Annotated in this window: 18 protein-coding genes; 11 read left to right on the forward strand and 7 right to left on the reverse strand. The window is 70.4% G+C overall.

Annotation, left to right across the window (positions count from 1 at the left end; all coding sequences use genetic code 11):
• Nucleotides 1–123: 123 nt before the first annotated feature.
• Together AC5L3X_RS29880 and AC5L3X_RS29885 are read right to left on the reverse strand one after the other, a co-directional pair.
• The gene (locus tag AC5L3X_RS29880; protein ID WP_189122606.1) at nt 124–900 is read right to left on the reverse strand and encodes a class I SAM-dependent DNA methyltransferase; all 777 of its coding nucleotides are present in this window, start codon (nt 898–900) and stop codon (nt 124–126) included.
• Nucleotides 901–1,021: 121 nt separating this feature from the next.
• Nucleotides 1,022–1,588: a MarR family winged helix-turn-helix transcriptional regulator gene (locus AC5L3X_RS29885; RefSeq protein WP_494861363.1), complete on the reverse strand. Its 567-nt coding sequence runs from the start codon at nt 1,586–1,588 to the stop codon at nt 1,022–1,024.
• 140 nt (nt 1,589–1,728) lie between these two features.
• Between AC5L3X_RS29885 and AC5L3X_RS29890 the strand changes: the two genes are divergently transcribed.
• From AC5L3X_RS29890 to AC5L3X_RS29915, 6 genes are all read left to right on the forward strand, one after another.
• Entirely contained in the window at nt 1,729–3,333 is a 1,605-nt protein-coding gene (locus AC5L3X_RS29890; protein ID WP_494861364.1) for an LLM class flavin-dependent oxidoreductase, read from the forward strand.
• Nucleotides 3,334–3,377: 44 nt separating this feature from the next.
• Complete coding sequence (locus tag AC5L3X_RS29895; RefSeq protein WP_494861366.1) at nt 3,378–3,737, forward strand: ArsR/SmtB family transcription factor; 360 nt, start codon at nt 3,378–3,380, stop codon at nt 3,735–3,737.
• The gene (locus tag AC5L3X_RS29900) at nt 3,734–4,363 is read left to right on the forward strand and encodes an SRPBCC family protein (RefSeq protein WP_494861367.1); all 630 of its coding nucleotides are present in this window, start codon (nt 3,734–3,736) and stop codon (nt 4,361–4,363) included. Before AC5L3X_RS29895 ends, AC5L3X_RS29900 begins: the two co-directional genes overlap by 4 nt.
• Nucleotides 4,364–4,370: 7 nt before the next feature.
• Entirely contained in the window at nt 4,371–4,769 is a 399-nt protein-coding gene (locus tag AC5L3X_RS29905; RefSeq protein ID WP_494861369.1) for a VOC family protein, read from the forward strand.
• A 60-nt stretch (nt 4,770–4,829) separates the two neighbouring features.
• Entirely contained in the window at nt 4,830–5,288 is a 459-nt protein-coding gene (locus AC5L3X_RS29910; protein ID WP_494861370.1) for an SRPBCC family protein, read from the forward strand.
• A 114-nt stretch (nt 5,289–5,402) separates the two neighbouring features.
• Entirely contained in the window at nt 5,403–5,876 is a 474-nt protein-coding gene (locus AC5L3X_RS29915; protein WP_494861372.1) for a protein-tyrosine phosphatase family protein, read from the forward strand.
• Between the two features lie 32 nt (nt 5,877–5,908).
• Here AC5L3X_RS29915 and AC5L3X_RS29920 read toward each other — a convergent pair whose 3' ends face one another.
• A complete protein-coding gene (locus AC5L3X_RS29920) occupies nt 5,909–7,066 on the reverse strand; it encodes an erythromycin esterase family protein (RefSeq protein WP_494861374.1) in 1,158 nt (385 codons plus the stop codon).
• Nucleotides 7,067–7,156: 90 nt separating this feature from the next.
• Between AC5L3X_RS29920 and AC5L3X_RS29925 the strand changes: the two genes are divergently transcribed.
• Complete coding sequence (locus tag AC5L3X_RS29925; protein WP_494861376.1) at nt 7,157–7,834, forward strand: TioE family transcriptional regulator; 678 nt, start codon at nt 7,157–7,159, stop codon at nt 7,832–7,834.
• Nucleotides 7,835–7,852: 18 nt separating this feature from the next.
• On the opposite strand, the gene AC5L3X_RS29930 is transcribed toward AC5L3X_RS29925, so the two are convergent.
• Together AC5L3X_RS29930 and AC5L3X_RS29935 are read right to left on the reverse strand one after the other, a co-directional pair.
• Nucleotides 7,853–8,257: a DoxX family protein gene (locus AC5L3X_RS29930; RefSeq protein WP_494861378.1), complete on the reverse strand. Its 405-nt coding sequence runs from the start codon at nt 8,255–8,257 to the stop codon at nt 7,853–7,855.
• 183 nt (nt 8,258–8,440) lie between these two features.
• Nucleotides 8,441–9,871, reverse strand: coding sequence for a DHA2 family efflux MFS transporter permease subunit (locus AC5L3X_RS29935; RefSeq protein WP_494861380.1), 1,431 nt, complete (start codon nt 9,869–9,871; stop codon nt 8,441–8,443).
• Nucleotides 9,872–9,948: 77 nt separating this feature from the next.
• On the opposite strand from AC5L3X_RS29935, the gene AC5L3X_RS29940 reads away from it, so the two are divergent.
• Complete coding sequence (locus tag AC5L3X_RS29940) at nt 9,949–10,596, forward strand: TetR/AcrR family transcriptional regulator (RefSeq protein ID WP_494861382.1); 648 nt, start codon at nt 9,949–9,951, stop codon at nt 10,594–10,596.
• A gap of 78 nt (nt 10,597–10,674) precedes the next feature.
• Here AC5L3X_RS29940 and AC5L3X_RS29945 read toward each other — a convergent pair whose 3' ends face one another.
• Both AC5L3X_RS29945 and AC5L3X_RS29950 read right to left on the reverse strand, forming a co-directional pair.
• Entirely contained in the window at nt 10,675–11,505 is an 831-nt protein-coding gene (locus tag AC5L3X_RS29945) for an SWIM zinc finger family protein (protein ID WP_494861383.1), read from the reverse strand.
• Entirely contained in the window at nt 11,502–14,240 is a 2,739-nt protein-coding gene (locus tag AC5L3X_RS29950; RefSeq protein ID WP_494861385.1) for an SCO1167/SCO6262 family helicase, read from the reverse strand. The genes AC5L3X_RS29945 and AC5L3X_RS29950 overlap by 4 nt, the downstream gene beginning before the upstream one ends.
• Before the next feature lie 146 nt (nt 14,241–14,386).
• Between AC5L3X_RS29950 and AC5L3X_RS29955 the strand changes: the two genes are divergently transcribed.
• Genes AC5L3X_RS29955 through AC5L3X_RS29965 form a run of 3 tightly spaced genes read left to right on the forward strand, consistent with a single transcriptional unit; the run spans nt 14,387 to nt 17,714 of the window.
• Nucleotides 14,387–15,481 (forward strand): thiamine pyrophosphate-dependent dehydrogenase E1 component subunit alpha, encoded by a 1,095-nt coding sequence (locus AC5L3X_RS29955; protein WP_494861387.1) that lies wholly within the window; start codon nt 14,387–14,389, stop codon nt 15,479–15,481.
• On the forward strand, nt 15,478–16,458 hold the full coding sequence (locus AC5L3X_RS29960) for an alpha-ketoacid dehydrogenase subunit beta (protein WP_494861388.1): 981 nt from the start codon (nt 15,478–15,480) through the stop codon (nt 16,456–16,458). Before AC5L3X_RS29955 ends, AC5L3X_RS29960 begins: the two co-directional genes overlap by 4 nt.
• Nucleotides 16,455–17,714: a dihydrolipoamide acetyltransferase family protein gene (locus tag AC5L3X_RS29965; RefSeq protein WP_494861390.1), complete on the forward strand. Its 1,260-nt coding sequence runs from the start codon at nt 16,455–16,457 to the stop codon at nt 17,712–17,714. Before AC5L3X_RS29960 ends, AC5L3X_RS29965 begins: the two co-directional genes overlap by 4 nt.
• Nucleotides 17,715–17,723: the final 9 nt, after the last annotated feature.

Genomic DNA, 17,723 nt, shown 5'->3' on the forward strand with positions numbered 1-17,723 from the left:
GACGTCAACGCAGCCCGCAACATCGCCGCACGCGGTGAGACGGGCTGGGCAGTGAGTCACGCTGCCTGACGCGGACCGGACCGTCGAAGCCACCGACGGCCAGGAGCTGCAAGCTCAGTCCCTTCAGGGCTGAGAAGCTGACATTCTTCTGGTGACGCGGATCTTCGACTGCTTGTGGGGCAGCCGCTCCCAGTCGTCCATGAAGACGGCGTCGAGGCCGTGGCGGTCGGCCATGGCCACGAGGGTCTCGGTGCGGTAGTAGAAGTCCTCGCGCAGCACCTGGTGTTCCTTGCCCACGGTGCGGTCGAAGGTGAAGTCGAACCAGCCGCCCGCCCGCATCACCCGCCCGACGTGGGCGAAGCACTCCTCGATGACCTCCGGCGGCGAGTGCGAGAAGACGCTGTGGGCGTGCACGACGTCGAAGTGGGCGTCGGGCAGGAACGCGAAGCGCAGGTCGCGCACCGGGGTCAGGTGCGGCAGTTTGTCGTGCAGGCCGTGCTCGACGATGGTGTCCTGGGCGGCGATCAGGATGTCGGGCGAGATGTCGATGCCGTAGTAGTTGCCGTGGTCGAGATAGTCGATGAACAGCCGGCCGGCCCGCAGGTTGCCGCAGCCGATCTCGAGCATCCGGAACTCCGGCTTGAGCCCGTGCTCCCTCAGGTAGTCGAACTGCATCCGCCCGAGCGCCAGCCAGCGTTTGTGGGAGTGGGAGCCCACCGCGCCCTCGGGGCTGCGGGCGGCGTCGGACTTCATGACGGCCCGGTAGTAGGCGACGTGGTCGCGGGTGCGCAGCCGCAGCCACGTGTCACGGGTCAGCCGCCGCAGGTGCGGCACGATCTTGTGCGGATGACGCAGCGCGTAACCGGCCTGGTGGACGAGGCTGGAGCGGGTTCGAGGCATGGCGGGATCACCAGACTTGTGGAGGCGGCGACGTTCCCTCGACCGTAGACACAGGGCCGTGGGCGCTCAATCGCTTTCCGTGAGCGTCCGGTAAAAAAATCTTGACGGAGCCCGGGACGGGTCAGTGGCGCGCGGAGTGGCGGGGGCGTGCCGGGGCGGGATCGAGCTCGGCGACGAGCTCGCAGGCGCTCGTGACGGGGTCGAGCGTGTGGGCCCGGACTGCCAGCTTCCGCAGCAGCTCACGGAACAGGTCGCGCTCGTCCGCCGCCAGTGGCGCGAGCACGTGCTCTTCGGCGTGTTCGAGCCGGGAGCACAGGCTCGTCCAGGTGGCCCTGCCGTCGGCGGTGGCCAGGACGCGCTTGTTGCGCCGGTCGGCGGGGTCGGGGCGGCGCTCGACCAGCCCGGCCTGCTCCAGGTCGTCGACCAGATAGGTCATGACCGTCTTATCGATGCCGAGCCGCTGCGCCAGCGCGCCCTGCCCGCCGGGCAGCTCCTGGGCGGCGGCGGCCAGCACCTGGTAGCCGCGAGCGCCGCCGGGCAGCTCGGCGACCAGGGCGTCGGCGATGCGGACGTAGGCGCGGAAGACGACGCCGAGACTCCAGCCGAGGTCGCGGTCCAGCGCGTCGGGCACGGTGTCGGACACCGTGTCGGGCACGGTGTCGGGCTTCGCGGGCGTGGTCTCGGGCACGGCTCCAGCCTACCCGGACAGACAGTTGAACAGACCATCTGTTTGACCATTCGTCTGTTTCACATATCATTTGGCCCACCTCCGGAGGCCGCGATCGCCCCTCACTCCGGTGACACCCCACACGAAGGGACACGACAGCGATGGCGGACCACGGCCACGATCTGATGTTCGGCACATTCCTCACCCCGGCGGCCCAGCAGGCCGAGCGGGTGGTAGAGCTGGGCCAGCTGACCGAGCAGGTTGGCCTGGACCTGGTGACGGCCCAGGACCACCCCTACCAGTCACGCTTCCTCGACACCTGGACGCTGCTCTCGGTGATCGCGGCCCGCACCTCGACGGTGCTGGTCTCGCCCAACGTGGCCAACCTGCCGTTGCGCCCGCCCGCGGTGCTCGCCCGCAGCGTCGCCAGCCTCGACCTCCTCAGCGGCGGCCGCGTCGAGCTCGGGCTCGGAGCGGGCGCCTTCTGGGACGCGATCGCCGCCGTCGGCGGCCCGCGCCTCGATGCCCCACGCGGTGTCGACGCGCTGGAGGAGGGCATCCGGGTGATCCGCGCGATGTGGGACACCACGAGCAGCCCGGTGCGCGTCGACGGCGAGCACCACCGGGTCGTGGGCGCGCATCCCGGTCCCGCGCCCGCCCACGACGTCGCCATCTGGCTGGGCGCCTACAAGAAGCGGATGCTGGCGCTGACCGGGCGGGTCGCCGACGGCTGGCTGCCCAGCAGCGCCTACGCCGCCCCCGACACGCTGCCCGCACTGCACCAGATCATCGACGAGGCCGCCGTCGCCGCCGGGCGCCGGCCCGGTGACGTCCGCCGCCTGTACAACATCCAGGGCACCTTCGCCGGGCGGGGCACCGGGTTCCTGAACGGGCCGGCGGGCACCTGGGCCGAGCAGCTCGCCGAGCTCGCCCTCGAACAGGGGATCAGCGTCTTCATCCTGGCCGGCGACGACCCGGACGTGATCCGCCGCTACGCCGCCGAGGTCGCGCCCGCCGTACGGGAACTCGTCGAGAACGAACGGGCGCGCCAGTCCCGGGACGAGAGGTCCCCGGCCGAGCAGGCGCCGGACGGGCAGGCGGCCACCGGGCGCATCACCAACGACATCATCGGCGAGCGGGCGCCGCGGCCGGTGACGGCGGTCGTCAGGACCGGGGCGCTGCGGGTCACGCCGACGCCGGACGACGGCGTCCGGCTCAGCGACGTCCGGGTGTGGGACGAGAGCGCCCGCCCGACCGGGCCGGCCCCCGATCCGGAGCGCCGCTACACGCCGCACGAGCAGGCGGCCGGGCAGCACCTTGTCGACGTGCACGACCACCTGCGCCAGGAGCTGCGGGAGATCCGCCGGCTCGTCGAGAAGGTGACCGCCGGCACGATGGACGTCGGCGCCGCCCGCTCGCACATCAACACGATGACCATGCGCCAGAACAACTGGACGCTCGGCGCCTACTGCGAGTCCTACTGCCGGGTCGTCACCACGCATCACACGATCGAGGACCAGAGTCTGTTCCCGCGCCTGCGCCGCGCGGACCCGGCGCTGGCGCCGGTCGTCGACCGCCTGGAAGCCGAGCATCGCGCCATCCACGACGTCCTCGACGGCGTCGACCGGGCCCTCGTCGCGCTCGTCGGCGAACCCGGCGGGACCCAGGCGCTGCGTGACGCCGTCGACCTGCTCACCGACACGCTGCTGTCGCACCTGTCGTACGAGGAGAGGGAGCTCGTCGAGCCGCTCGCCCGCCTCGGCTAATACCAGGTTTGACTTATATAAGCAGGACCTGAAACACTCGGGACGTGCACGCATTCGACGTCCTCGGCGATCCGATCCGGCGCCGGATCCTGGAGCTCCTCGCCGACGGCGAGCTCAGCTCAGGCGAGGTCACCGCCGTCATCCGGCGCGAGTTCGGCATCTCCCAGCCGGCCGTCTCCCAGCACCTGCGGGTGCTGCGCGACAACGGGTTCGCCACGGTGCGCGCCGAGGGCACCCGGAGGCTGTACGCCGTGGAGCCCGGCCCGCTGCAGGAGGTGGACCTCTGGCTGGAACGGTTCCGCGGCTTCTGGGAGCAGCGCCTGGACGCGCTGGCCACCGAGCTGGCGCGGGGCAAGCGGGAGCGCCGGACCAAGGGCGCCCACTCGAGAAACGAGAATCCATGATCGACATCATCAACGAGCTCAACCGGGCCCGCCGCGAGGTGAGTGACGGCGCCGAGGTCAAGACCATCGTGGTGAGCCGCCGCTACGACGCCGCGGTGGAGGATGTGTGGGACGCCTGCACCGACGCCGAGCGAATCGGCCGTTGGTTCCTGCCCGTCACCGGCGATCTCCGGCTCGGCGGCCACTACCAGCTCAAGGGCAACGCCGGCGGCGAGATCCTGCGGTGCGAGCCGCCCCACCTGCTGAAAGTGTCCTGGGTCATGGGCGAGGCCCCCGGACTGTCGGAGGTCGAGGTGCGGCTGACGGCCGAGGGCGGCGACGCCACGCTCTTCGAGCTGCGCCACACCGCGCAGGTGCCGCCGGAGATGTGGTCGCACTACGGTCCCGGCGCGGTCGGCGTCGGCTGGGACCTCGCGGTGCTCGGCCTGGGCCTGCACCTGGCCGGAGGCTCCATCTCCGATCCGGACGCCTGGCAGCGCACCGACGAGGCCCGCCGGTTCATGACGGCGAGCGGCGAGGCGTGGGGCGAGGCCTTCCAGGCGGCCGGTGCCCCTCCGGAGCAGGTGGCCGGCGCGGTCGCGCGCACCCTCACGTTCTACGTCCCTGAAAATCCCGAACAGGAGTAACACCGATATGTCGCAGAAGATCACCACGTTTCTCATGTTCCAGGGCAATGATGCCGAAGAAGCGATGACGTACTACATGTCGCTGTTCGACGACTCCGAGATCCTGTCGATCAGCCGCTACGGCGCCGACGGGCCGGGCAAGGAGGGCACGGTGCAGCACGCCCTGTTCACCCTCGCCGGCCAGCCCTACATGGCCATCGACAGCAACGTGAAGCATGACTTCGGCTTCACCCCGTCGATCTCGCTCTACGTCAACTGCGCGTCCGCCGACGAAATCGAGCGCCTCTACGCGGCGCTGCTCGACAAGGGCGGGGCGCTGATGCCGCTGGACTCCTACGGCTTCAGCACCAAGTTCGGCTGGGTCAACGACCGCTTCGGGGTCTCCTGGCAGCTCAACCTGGCCTGACGCCCAGCGCCGCCGTATGCGACCGATCCCTCCAGGAGCGGCCGTCATAGGGTTGGCCCCGTGCCCCGGTTCGAGATGCTCACCCATGTGGCCGCCTCCCCGGAGCGGGTGTTCGAGGCGTCCCTGTCGGTGGAGGTGCACATGACCTCGTTCGGCAGGTCGGGGGAGCGGGCTGTGTCGGGGGTCACCTCCGGCCTGCTCACCCTCGGCGACCAGGTCACGTGGGAGGCCCGCCACTTCGGCCTCCGGTGGCGCCTGACCTCGCTGATCAGCGCCTGCGAGCCGCCGTCCTTCTTTGTCGACGAGCAGACGGCGGGGCCCTTCCGGCGTTTTCGCCACGAGCACCGGTTCGCGGCCGACGGCGACGGCACCCTCATGCGGGACGTGGTCGAGTTCGCCTCCCCCTTGGGGGTGCTGGGGGCCGTGGCCGACGCCGTCGTCCTGAGACGCTATCTGACGCGGCTCATCAGCGTGCGCAACGACCACCTCAAGGCGTTCACCGAAGCGGAGACGTCCTGACATTGCGCCGTACCGGGGGAGTCGCTGGTCCGCGGAGTGGAGGAGCTGCCGCCCACGTCTCACCGGTGCCGTCACCCGCTCGCGTCACGCCCTGCCAAGACAAGGAGAACCCCGTTGAAAGATCCCGTGGAGGGCGCAACACCGGGCCCGGCGAGCGAGCCCCCGCTGGTAGGCGCCCTCAAGCTCCCCGACGGCTCCTGGATCCGCGGCCGCGGCCTGCGCCGGCCGCCGCCGGAGGGGCCGATGCCCGACTTCGGCCTCTACCTCGGCTCCGGCCGGCTTCGCCGCCGCCACGAGAGCGGGCTACGGTGGCCGCACGCGTGGATCCAGTGGCCCGACTTCCTCCTGCCCAGCGACCATGACCTGGCCATCCGGCAGATCCGCGAGCTGCACGAGCGGGCGCGGGCGGGTGCTGCGGTGGAGGTCGCCTGCGGAGGCGGCATCGGCCGCACCGGCACGGTCATCGCCTGCCTCGCCGTCCTGGCCGGTCTCGACCCGGCCGACGCCGTCGCCTGGACGCGCGAGCACCACCACCATCGGGCCATCGAGACCCCGTGGCAGCGCCGCTGGGTGCTGCGCTTTCCGTAGTTTCTTCACCCCAGGGGCGGAGAACGCGCCCGTCAATCCTGTGCGACGGCCTCCTTGAGGAAGACGATGCCGTCGATGGTGTCGAGCTGGGCCGGGTCCAGCGGGAAATAGGCGAAATGGTGGGAGACGCGCGGGGCGGGCTTGGTGACGGTTTCGGCCAGGCGGCGGGCGTCGACGAGGGAGCGGTCCCACGGGAGCGTGGACAGGATGTCCTCGACGGTGTCCGGGGGCGGGGTGTTGCCGTCGATCGCGCCGAAGGCGGAGGCCAGGAAGGCGTACCGGTCGCCGAGGTGCGCTCCGATGATCGCCCCGGCGCTCCACCACTCCAGCACGTGGTCACCGAAACGCATGAGGCTTCTGGGCCGCTGCAGGTGGAGGTTGTGGGCGAAGACCAGGACCGGGCCGTGCTCGGCGGCCGCGCGCAGGTTGGCCGCCATCATCGCGTCTCGCAGGGCCGACAGCCGGCCGATCCGTGCCGGGGACGGGTCGGCCATCCCGTCGTGGTAGCGGAGCAGGCCGGTGGCGGTGCGCCCGTACAGTGCCGCCCGCTCCCTGTCCGTCGCGCTCATGCGTGGCGTCTGCGTGTCGAGCAGCGCCACCAGGTCGTCGGCGATCAGCCGCAGCCGCTGGGCGTCGGCGGACCGGCCGATCGACTGGGACGGGTCCATGACCGTGGCCTCGTTCGTCCATCGGTCGTCCGGGCCGAGCAGCGTGTCGAGCGTTTCCCTGGTGCAGGGGAGCGGGTCGTCGAGGAGGGCGTGCAGCGAGGTGAGCGCCTGGCGCGGGCTCTCGGCCCAGTACTCCAGCGGGCCGTCGAAGCCGAAGAACCGGAGCTTTTCGTCATGCTCGGCGTTGTACGCGCGCATCCAGCGTACGAGCTCGCGGTTGGCCGGTGAGGCGCCGAAGCTGTGGCTGAAGCCGCGTTCCATCACGTCGTCGAGCGTGCCCGCCCCCGTCGTGATGTGGTCGTCCACCACCAGGCCCCTGAGGCAGTCGCTCTCGATGGCGAACGACCGGTAGCCCTCGTGCTCGACCAGATGCCGGAAGATCTCGTTGCGCAGCTCGCCCAGCTCACCCACGAAATGCCTGGCCTCGCCCAGGCCGAGCAGCAGGGGCTTGGCGGGAAGCGACCGCAGGAACGCCGAGACACCCGCGCCATCGAGCGGCCGGGCCATGTCCTTGATATCCATGCCTTAGACGGTATCGTTGAACACTCCGTGTAAACTTTTCCGCGAAATCCTCCCTTCTGCCGCAGTCAACCTTCAATCGGTGATGCATCCATGAGGCCAGTGGACCTGGCGCGCGAGCACGGCCTGTCCACCCAGGCGATCAGAAACTACGAGGACGCCGGCATCCTGCCCGCCGCCCAACGCACCGTCCACGGCTACCGCACCTACACGCCGCTGCACGCGGGGGCCCTGCGCGCGTTCCTCGCCCTCGTGGCCGGGCACGGTCACCAGACGGCCACGTCGATCATGCGGGCGGTCAACCGGGGCGCCGTCGAGGACGCGCTGCGGCTCATCGACGAGAGCCACGGCCAGCTCCTTGACGACCGCCGCACCCTCCAGGCCGTCGAGGACGCGCTGCGGGATCTGGCGCCCGTGCCGCAGGAGCGCGGCGACACGTTCATCGGCCCGCTGTCCAGGAGGCTCGGCATCCGCCCTGCCACCCTGCGCAAATGGGAGACGGCCGGGCTGGTCCGGCCGCGCCGCGATCCGCTGACGGGCTACCGGGTCTACAGCGCGGCCGACGTACGGGACGTCCGGCTGGCCCACCAGCTGAGGCGGGGCGGCTACCTGCTGGAGCAGATCGCCCCGCTGATCGCTCAGGTTCGCGCCGCTGGAGGCGTCGCTCCGCTGGAATCGACCCTGCGTGACTGGCGGGCCCGCCTGTCGGCCCGGGGCCACGCCATGCTCAAGGGCGCGGCCGACCTGGACGCGTATCTCCGCGCCGGTTGAGACCACCCGGAACCATGCTCAGGTCTCTTGCGTCAGCAGCTTTCTGCCTGTCGGCCTGAAATGCCATGACACTACCGTGAGAATGAGAAGAAACAGCGCCGGAAGCAATTGATACCAGGGGTCATCTGAGGCGATATGCGAGAACATCCCCCCGGTAAGGAGGAAGAAGATGCCCGCATAGGCCCATTCCTTGAGCAGTGGATATTTGGGGACAACGATCGCCACCGCTCCTAAGAGCTTCCATGTGCCCAGCATCGTGAGAATATAGACGGGATAGCCCAGCTCCACGATGCCCCAGGCATACGGTGGCGCCAACGCCCCCTCGCCTTCGGCTCTCAACAATTGTTGAGCCCCGGAACCGATCAGCCCCGACGCGAGGCCCAGGGTGGAAATCCAATAGACGATCTCTCGGCTGCTTGCCATATCGCTTCTGCTCCTTGTCGGCTGACTCTGCTGCCTGCACTCGGACAAACCTTGCTTGTCTTGATGCGGCGCGCTCGTCACGTTATTGCGCGTTGATCGGCCGACGCTTCTCGATTCTTGACCGATCCGACCCCGGCCGGCCGGCCGTGGAACGTGATCACGATGGTCTTCACGGGCCGGTCATCAGGACGCCTTCGCTGGGGTGAGGGGTTCGGGATGGGCAGGGGTGTGGGCGCGGCCAGGCAGCAGCGAGGTCGCGGCGAGCACGGCCGCGATGAGCGCGCTGACGAGCCAGAAGACGCCGTGGAAGCCGGTGATCACGTTCGCGGCGGTCTGCATGATGAGGGTGACCAGGGCGATGCCGAGCGCGGCGCCGAGCTGGTTGAGCATGTAGAGGACCGAGCTACCCTGCGCGACCAGCGGTCCGGGCAGGCTCCGGTAGAGCGAGCCCATCGTCGGCGCGCTGAAGCAGCCCATGCCCAGGCCGATGGCCAGCGCCGCCAGTACCGGCCACGCCTGAGCGGTGCCGGCGTCGATCCGGGTGAAGGCCAGGGCGCTGAGCCCGGCCACGAGCGCGCCGACGGCGGCCAGCTTCCGGGCGCCGATCCGGTCGGACAGCCGGCCCGCGAGCGGCATGGCAATGGCGCCGCCCAGGCCCGCCGGCGCCATCAGCAGCCCGGCGGCGAGCACGCCATGGCCGTGGGCCTGCTGGTGGTACAGCGGGAGCGCGAAAAGGGTCGCGAAGTTGGCCAGCCCGCCCAGTCCCATGATGGTGACGCTGGCGGTGAACCCTCGGCTGGCGAACATCCGCACCTCGATCAGCGGTGGCGTGCGGCGGGCACCGAACGCGCGCAGGACATAGCCGGTGATCAGGACGATGCCCGCGGCCAGCGGCAGCAGCGCCTGCCAGGCGGTGACCGCTCCGTGCTCGGCCGTCTGCGACAGGGCCAGGACGAGCGCGGCGAACCCCGGCGCGAGCAGGGCCAGTCCCAGGACGTCGAGCCGGACCGCCGGATGGCGTCCGGCTGGCGGGTCTGCCGGCAGCACGCGTACGGCCAGCAGGTAGGCGATCAGGCCGACGGGCACGCTGAGCAGGAACATCCACCGCCACGATAGGCCGCCCAGCACGGCGCCGCCCGCGACCGGGCCCAGGACCGGGCCGAGCGACAGCACCACGCCCATCAGGCCCATGACGCGCCCGGCGCGCGCCGGTCCGGCCGCGCGGGCCAGCAGGATCAGCACGAGCGGGTCGAGCATCCCGGCGCCGAAGCCCTGCAGGGTGCGGGAGGCGATCAGGCTGCCGGCGTTCCAGGCGAGCCCGGCGGCCAGCGACCCGGCGATGAACACCGCCAGGCCCGCGAGCCACAGCCGCCGTCCGCCGTAGCGGTCGACCGCCCACGTGGTGAAGGGAATGGTGGCGGTGACGGCGAGCAGGAAGCCGGTGGAGGCCCAGCCGATCGTGGCGAGCGAGGCGTCCAGGGCGCTCGCCAGCGTCCTGGTGGCGACCGCGGCCATCGTGCTGTTGAGGATGCCCAGCAAGCCGCCGAGCAGGACGACGCCGATCAACGCCAGCAGTGGCCGGCCAAGACGGCCATCGGAAGAGGTTGAACTCATGGGTTCAAACTAGTTGCCTGACCAATCCAACACAACTCATTCGTTCATCATGCTGAACCAATGAGTACAATCGAGGCATGGTCAGCGCACGCGGACGCATCGACAAACGGCAGGCGATCCTGGACGGCGCCTTCACCGTGTTCGCCCGTCAGGGCTACGCCCAGGCCTGCGTCCAGGAGATCGCCAATGAGGCCGGCGTGGCCAAACCCACGGTGTACAACCACCTCACCGACAAGGCGACCCTCTTCCGGCACGCGATCCAGGCCGCGGCCCAGAGCGTGCTGGACCAGCGGCTGGCCGCGCTGCAACCGCTCACCGAGCCCGGCACCGACCTCCGCGCCACCCTGGAGGAGGTCGGCCACCACCTGGTGCGCCTGCACGCCGACGACCGCTCCTGCGCACTGCGGCGCCTGCTGTACGCGGAGCTCACCCATTTCCCCGACATCCTCGACTTCGCCGTCGAGAGCGGTCCGCACCGTCTCAGCCAGGCACTCGCCGACCGGATGGCACGACTCATCCTCAACGGCCGCCTCCGCGCCACCGACCCCGACCAGGCCGCCGAACACTTCCTGGCCCTGCTCGTCGGTCCGCTGGAGGCACGCTCCCACATGGGCACCCGCCAGATCGGCGACACCGAACTGCGGGAGATCGCCTGCGCCGCCGCCGACACCTTCCTCCGTGCCTTCGGCGCTGAGAACGCGAACGCACGGCAGCCCGCCGAGTAGCCTCCTGAGCGAAGGGCGAGCCGGTCGGTGCCGGCGCCCGAATCCGGTCCGATCCTCCCCGGAGGCCGCATACCTGGCCTAGCTCGACCGCTCGCCGCTGAGCCTCGGCCCCGCCCCGCCTCGGCCTGGGTCCTCCCGCCGGCACTCGCGGACGAGCAGCTCGCGCGCCCGCCCGGCGGCCGAGGCGGCGAGCGTCTCCAGGGCGGCCACGTCCACGCCAGGGGCGGGCTCCAGCCCGAGCGGCGCGAACTCCACGTCCGGCGGCGGGGGGTCGGGCAGCGGCGGCACCCCGAGCGCGAACGCCGCCCCGGCGAGCGTGCCCGCCGGGGCGGCGGCGGAGGTTGAGGGGGCGGCGGAGGCGGCGGGCCGCCGCAACGCGCCGACCAGCTCCCGCTCGCCGCGCCCGCGCAGCAGGAGCAGCACGAACGGGTCCGCGTCGAGCAGCCAGGACGCCTGATAGCAGAGCGCGGCGGCGTGCTGGCAGGGGTGGCCCCAGTCGGGGCAGGAGCACTCCGGTTCCAGGTCGCCGAGGGCGGGCAGCAGCGGCACGGCCGCCTCTTCGGCGGCTGCCACCAGGTCGTGCGGCATGTCGCGGTCGAGCAGCGCGGCCAGGTGCCCGGCCTTGGCGGCCACCTGGTCGAGGAACCGCCGCCATTCGTCGTCGGTGAGCCGTTCGACGTGGACGACGGTGTCGTAGTCGTTCTCGGTCAGGGCGGCGATGCGGCCGGGGCTGACCGTGATCGGGCCGACCTGCCCGGTCTTGGCGTAGGCGCGGCCCTTACGCAGCAGGACCTGGTCCAGCGAGGTGTCCTCCAGGGCCTTGATCCAGGCCCGGCCCCACCAGCTGGTGGCGAAGCGGGCGCCGGCCCGCTGCGGGGGGAACGCGGGGAATCCTCTGGCGTCGTTCAACGGAGCTCCACGAGTTCGGCGAGTTCGGCGTCGGTCAGTTCGGTGAGCGCGGCCTCGCCGGAGGCGAGCACCGACTCGGCCAGGGAGCGCTTGGCGGCGAGCATGCCGGCGATACGGTCCTCGATCGTGCCCTCGGTGATCAGGCGGTGCACCTGGACGGGCCGGTTCTGGCCGATGCGGTGGGCGCGGTCGGTGGCCTGGTCCTCGACGGCCGGATTCCACCAGCGGTCGTAGTGGATGACATGGTCGGCGCGGGTGAGGTTGAGCCCGGTGCCGGCGGCTTTGAGCGACAGCAGGAACACGGGCGCGTGGCCCTCCTGGAAGCGCCGGACCATCTCCTCCCGGCGAGCCACCGGTGTGCCGCCGTGCAGGAACTGGGTGGCGACCCCTCTGGCCGTCAGGTGCCGCTCCAGCAACCGGGCCATGGCGACGTACTGGGTGAACACCAGCACCGCGCCGTCCTCGGCCAGGATGGTGTCGATCAGCTCGTCGAGCAGCTCCAGCTTGCCCGAGCGGCCGGCCAGCCTGGGAGCCGTCTCGTGCAGATACTGGGCCGGGTGGTTGCAGATCTGCTTGAGGCCGGTCAGCAGCTTGACGATCAGGCCGCGCCTGGCCATGCCGTCCGCGTCCTCGATCCGCGCCATGATCTCGCGTACGACGGCCTCGTAGAGCCCTGCCTGCTCGGTGGTGAGCGCCACCGGCCGGTCGGTCTCGGTCTTGGGCGGCAGCTCGGGCGCGACGCCCGGGTCGGACTTGCGGCGGCGCAGCAGGAACGGCCCCACCAGCCGGGCCAGCCGCTCGGCCGCCGCGGAGTCGCCCGACTCGACCGGCTTGGCCCACCGTGACCTGAACCGGCCCAGCGGCCCGAGCAGCCCGGGGGTGGTCCAGTCGAGGATGGCCCACAGCTCCGACAGGTTGTTCTCGACCGGGGTGCCGGTCAGCGCGACGCGGGCGCCGGCGGGGATCTCGCGCAGCGCCTTGGCGGTGCTCGATGCGGGATTCTTGACGTGCTGGGCCTCGTCGGCCACCAGCAGGCCCCACGGGTGCGCGGCCAGCTGCTCGGCGTCCAGCCGCATGGTGCCGTACGTGGTCAGGACGAACCCGTCGTCGACCAGCGCGCGGGCGGCGCCGTGGTAGCGGCGGACCGGCACGCCGGGCGCGAACCTGGCGATCTCCCGCTCCCAGTTGCCCAGCAGCGAGGCGGGACAGACGACCAGGGTGGGCCCGCTGCCGCGCCGGTGCAGGTGCAGGGCGATCAGCGTGATCGTCTTGCCCAGGCCCATGTCGTCGGCCAGGCAGCCGCCGAGCCCGAGCGAGGTCATCCTGGCCAGCCAGCGCAGCCCCCGCAGCTGGTAGTCGCGCAGGGTCGCGGCGAGCCCCTCGGGCGGGCCGAGGTCCTCCGGCTCGGCGAGGCGGTCGCGCAGGTCGCGCAGCCAGGCGCTGGGCTCCACCGCCACCGGCTCGTCGCCCAGCTCCGCGAGCTGGACGGTGCCGGTCAGCGCGGCGCCGAGCGCGTCGAGGGCGGTCAGCGGCTTGAGGTCACGCTGGCGGGCCTTGCGGGCCAGGTCGGGGTCGATGAGCACCCACTGGTCGCGCAGCCGTACGACCGGGCGGTGCGCCTCGGCCAGCCGGTCCATCTCGGCCGCGGTGAGCGGCTCGCCGCCGAGCGCGAGCTGCCAGTCGAAGCTGGTCAGGTGGTGCCCGCCGAGGAACGACGGCAGGTCGGACGGGGCGGCGTCGCGTCCGCCGACGACGGCGCGGGCGCTGAGACCGCGCACCATGGACCGGGGCCAGTGCACCTCCACCCCGGCGGCGGCCAGCCGCTCGGCCGCCCCGGCCAGCAGCTGCTCGACGTCGCCGTCGGACAGCGTGAGCTCGTCGGGGACGGCGCTGTCGAGCAGCCCCGCCAGGGGCGGCCAGACGCGGGCGGCCCGGCGTAGCGCGACGGTGACGTCGATCCGGGCTCGGTCGCCGAACCCGGGATCCCGGCCCTCCCACAGGTCGGCGGCGTCCACCACGAGCGACGGGTCGGCCAGGCTGTGCAGCTGGACGACGGCGCGGAACTCCCCGGCCGGCGGGTCGTCGGCCTCCACGCGCAGCGACAGCCGCACCCCGGAGTCGAGCCCGGCCGCGACCTCGTCGGCCCACCCGCGCAGCCGCGGCACCTTCACCGGCCTGGTGCCGGCGAACGCCGCCGTACCGGTGGCGCGCACCGCGCCGGGGGAGCGCGGCATCGCGTCGGCCACCGCGTCGAGGAACGCCCGCACCAGCTTCTCCGCGTCCGGCAGCACCGCCTCCTCCGCCGCGCCGGCGGAGGTTTCGACGGGTACGGCACGCGCCGTGGCGGGCATGGCGCCGGCCAGTTCCCTGACGCGCTGGACGTCGGCCGCGTCGAACGGCCCCGCCCGCCAGGAGTCGTGGTCGCCGGCGCTCACCCCGGGCAGGATGCGTCCCCGGGCGACCAGTTGCAGCGCCACCAGCGCGGCGGCGCCCCAGAAACGGGCGGCGGGGTGCGCCCGCTCGTCGCCGCGCGCTCTGGCCAGGGTGGCCACGGCCTCGGCCACGGGCACCCGGACGGCCGCGGCCTCACGGACGCGCAGCGCGCCGTCGTGCTGCTCGACGACTGTGACCGTCGCGTCGCCGCGGGGGTCGAGGAAGGCCATCCGGCCGGTCCTGGGTGGGTCACCCGGCTCGAAGACGACGGACCGCTGTGCCAGATCGATGGGAGAGCTCACAACCGTACAGTGTACGGTACGCGGGCGCCGGGACGCGGCGGCAGGAAATCACATCGAGAGATCAGCACCTACCTTTACACTGCTAGGATTCCAGCGATATCTTACTACGACATCGCTTTGCGCCCCTATGGAACGAGGTGACGGCCGTGCGTACCACCGAGTCACTCGTGGGAACGCCAGACAAGCTTCCGGCTGACGCGGTCAGGTTTCTCCAATCAGACGGACGGCTCACCGGCCCCGGACACTCGATGACCACTGAGCAACTGGTGGACGCCTACACGTGGATGACGCTGTCCCGCGTCGTAGATGAGCGGGCATTCACTCTGCAACGGCAGGGTCGCCTCGGCACCTTTTCCCCGACCAAGGGCCAGGAGGCGTCCGTCGTGGGCTCCGCCATGGCACTCACGGTCGGACAGGACTGGATCGTTCCCCAGTACCGCGAGCTGGGCGCGTGCCTCGTCCATGGGCTACCTCTCGACCTGTGGTTCATGTACTGGATGGGCAACATGTCCGGGGGGCGGATCCCGGACGACGTGCGCATCCTCCCCGTACAGATCTCCTTGGCAGCGCAGCTTCCCCATGCGGTGGGCCTGGCGTGGGCTCGACGACTGCAGAACCTCGACGACGTGGTCATCGCGTACTTCGGTGACGGAGCGTCATCCGAAGGGGACTTCCATGAGGCGCTGAACTTCGCCGGTGTCCTTCGTGTACCGGTGATCTTCTTCCTGCAGAACAATGGCTGGGCCATCAGCACCCCACGCAGCGCGCAGACGGCAGCCACTTCGTTCGCCTGCCGCGCCCAAGGTTACGGAGTCGCCGGCGCGACGGTTGACGGCAACGACGTGGTCGCCGTGTACGAAGTGACGAAGGAAGCCGTCGCCCGGGCCCGAGCCGACGAAGGTTCGACACTCATCGAGTCGATCACCTATCGACTGGGCCCCCACAACACCGCGGACGATCACACCCGATACGTCGCGGAGGGCGAGATGGAGACGATGGCGGAGTTCGACCCGATCATCCGCCTTCGAACACACCTCATCTCGCAGGGCCTCTGGGACGAACATCGCGACACCGAGCTGCTCGCCGGCCATGCACGTCGAGCTCAGCACGCCGCGGTGACCGCAGAGACCAGGCGACCGCACTACTCACAGGTCTTCGATCACGTCTTCGCCAGGCCCACCCCACGCCTTGCTCGACAGGCCGCTGAGGCGGAGAGACGTCACGGCCAGGAGCCGTCATGACGACGATGAACATGATCGAGGCGATCAATCTCGCGCTTCGGGAAAGCATGTACGCCGACGATCGTGTCATGGTCCTGGGCGAGGACGTCGGCCAGCTCGGTGGCGTCTTCAGGGCGACGGCGGGACTGCAAGCCCAGTTCGGGCGTCACCGGGTTGTCGACACCCCTCTGGCCGAGGGAGCGATCATCGGCACCGCCGTGGGCCTCGCTGCCGGCGGGATGATTCCCGTGCCGGAAATCCAGTTCCTGGGCTTCGCTCATCAAGCGTTTCATCAGATCGCCGGTCAAGTGGCGCGCTTTCGCCACCGCTCCCAAGGTCGCTATCCGATGCCGATGACGATTCGAGCGCCATTCGGTGGCGGCGTCCGGACGCCTGAGCTGCACTCGGACGCTCTCGAAGCGCAGTTCGCCCACTGCCCGGGGCTGAAGGTCGTGGCACCCTCGAATCCGGCGGACGCGCGATCTCTGCTCATCGCCTCGATCATCGACCCGGATCCCGTCCTGTTCCTCGAGCCGCTCAAGGGCTACCGGCTCGTCAAGGGAAACGTGTCCGAGAGCGCTGGCAGCGACACGATTGGATCCGCCCGCACGGTACGTGTCGGAGACGATGTGACCATCATCGCGTGGAGCGCTTCGGTGCAGTTGGCGGAGCAAGCGGCGGTCCGGGCAGGCGAGGAGCTCGGTGTCTCGGTCGAGGTACTCGACCTTCGGTCACTGATTCCCCTGGACGTAACGAGCATCGCCACCGCTGCAGCCAAGACCGGCCGCGTCGTGGTCGTACAAGAGTCGCCCGTGACGGGGGGATTCGCGAGCGAAGTCATAGCCACCATCGTCGAAGAAGCCTTCTACGACCTGGAGGCTCCCGTGCAACGTGTAGGCGCCCCCGACGCTCCCTATCCCTTGCCCGGCGTCGAAGAGATCTACCTACCGTCGGTCGATGCCGTGCTCGCGGCCATTCGTGAGGTGACCAGCGAGTGAGCCTCTACGAGTTCAAGCTGCCCGATGTCGGCGAAGGGCTGGAAGAAGCCGAGATCATCGAATGGTACGTGCGTCCAGGTGACACCGTCGCGTCGGATCAGGTCGTCGTCTCCGTAGAGACAGCCAAATCCGTCGTCGAGTTGCCGATTCCGGTCGGAGGACGCATCGCGACCGTGTGCGGAGACGCTGGGACGGTCGTTCCAGTCGGCGGTGTTCTCGCGGCCGTCACGACCGATACGGAGTCCGCCGATGTGCTCGGCCTGACCGTGGCGGAGGCCTCAGCGCTGGGTAGGGGCGAGGCGACAACCTCGCCGGCACAGAGCACTGCCGCGCGCGGACAAGGGGTGGCACCTCGAGCGCTGAGGATCAAGGCGTCGCCCCTGGTCCGGCGCATGGCCAAAGAGCGAGGAGTCGACCTCGGCGTAATCACCGCTTCGGGTCCCCACGGTCGAGTGACCCGAGCGGATCTCGAGCGCCACGTTGCCGAGGGATCGGCGACGGCGCGGCCGCCGGCCGATCCTGCCATCGAGCGCCAGAGGCGAACCGAACCGGATGGAGAAACTTCCTCGTCCGTCCCGTTCCGCGGTGTACGAGCGCGAATCGCCTCGGTCCTCACAGAATCGAGCAAGACCGTTCCGCACATCTACGACTGGCGAACCATCGACGCTTCAGCGTTACTGGACTTGAAGCGACGCCTTGCGGGGATGCAACCGGAAGGTCATCGCCTGAGCCTTGTGTCGTTGCTGGCGCGCATCACTCTCGCCGGACTGAGAAGGCACCCCATTCTGAACGCCAGACTCGATGTCGCGGCGGGGAGGATCCACGTCGACGGCGGCGTCGACCTCGGACTCGCGATAGCCGGTCCCGAAGGACTCGTCGTGCCAGTGGCCAAGAACGCGCACGCGATGACGCTCACGGATCTCAACGACGAGCTGAGACGACTCACCGACGGGGCGCTCGATCGGACACTCCCGGTATCCGACATGGGCCGGGCCACCTTCACGTTGAACAACTTGGGACCGCTCGGCGCGGACCACGGGTCACCATTGCTGCGCGTCGGAGAAGCGGGCGCGGTGGCGTTCGGCGCTGTTCGGGATGGCGTCGTGGCAAGAGAGGGACGAGCAGTCGTCGTGCCCACGATGGGGCTCACCGTCGTGGGTGACCACAGGGTCCTCGACGGCTCGGATCTCTGCGCGTTCACGAACACCATCGTCCGGTTCATCGAAGAGCCGGATCTCCTCTTGACGGAACTCTGAAGGAAAAAC

The organism is Nonomuraea sp. CX421 (assembly GCF_059358955.1).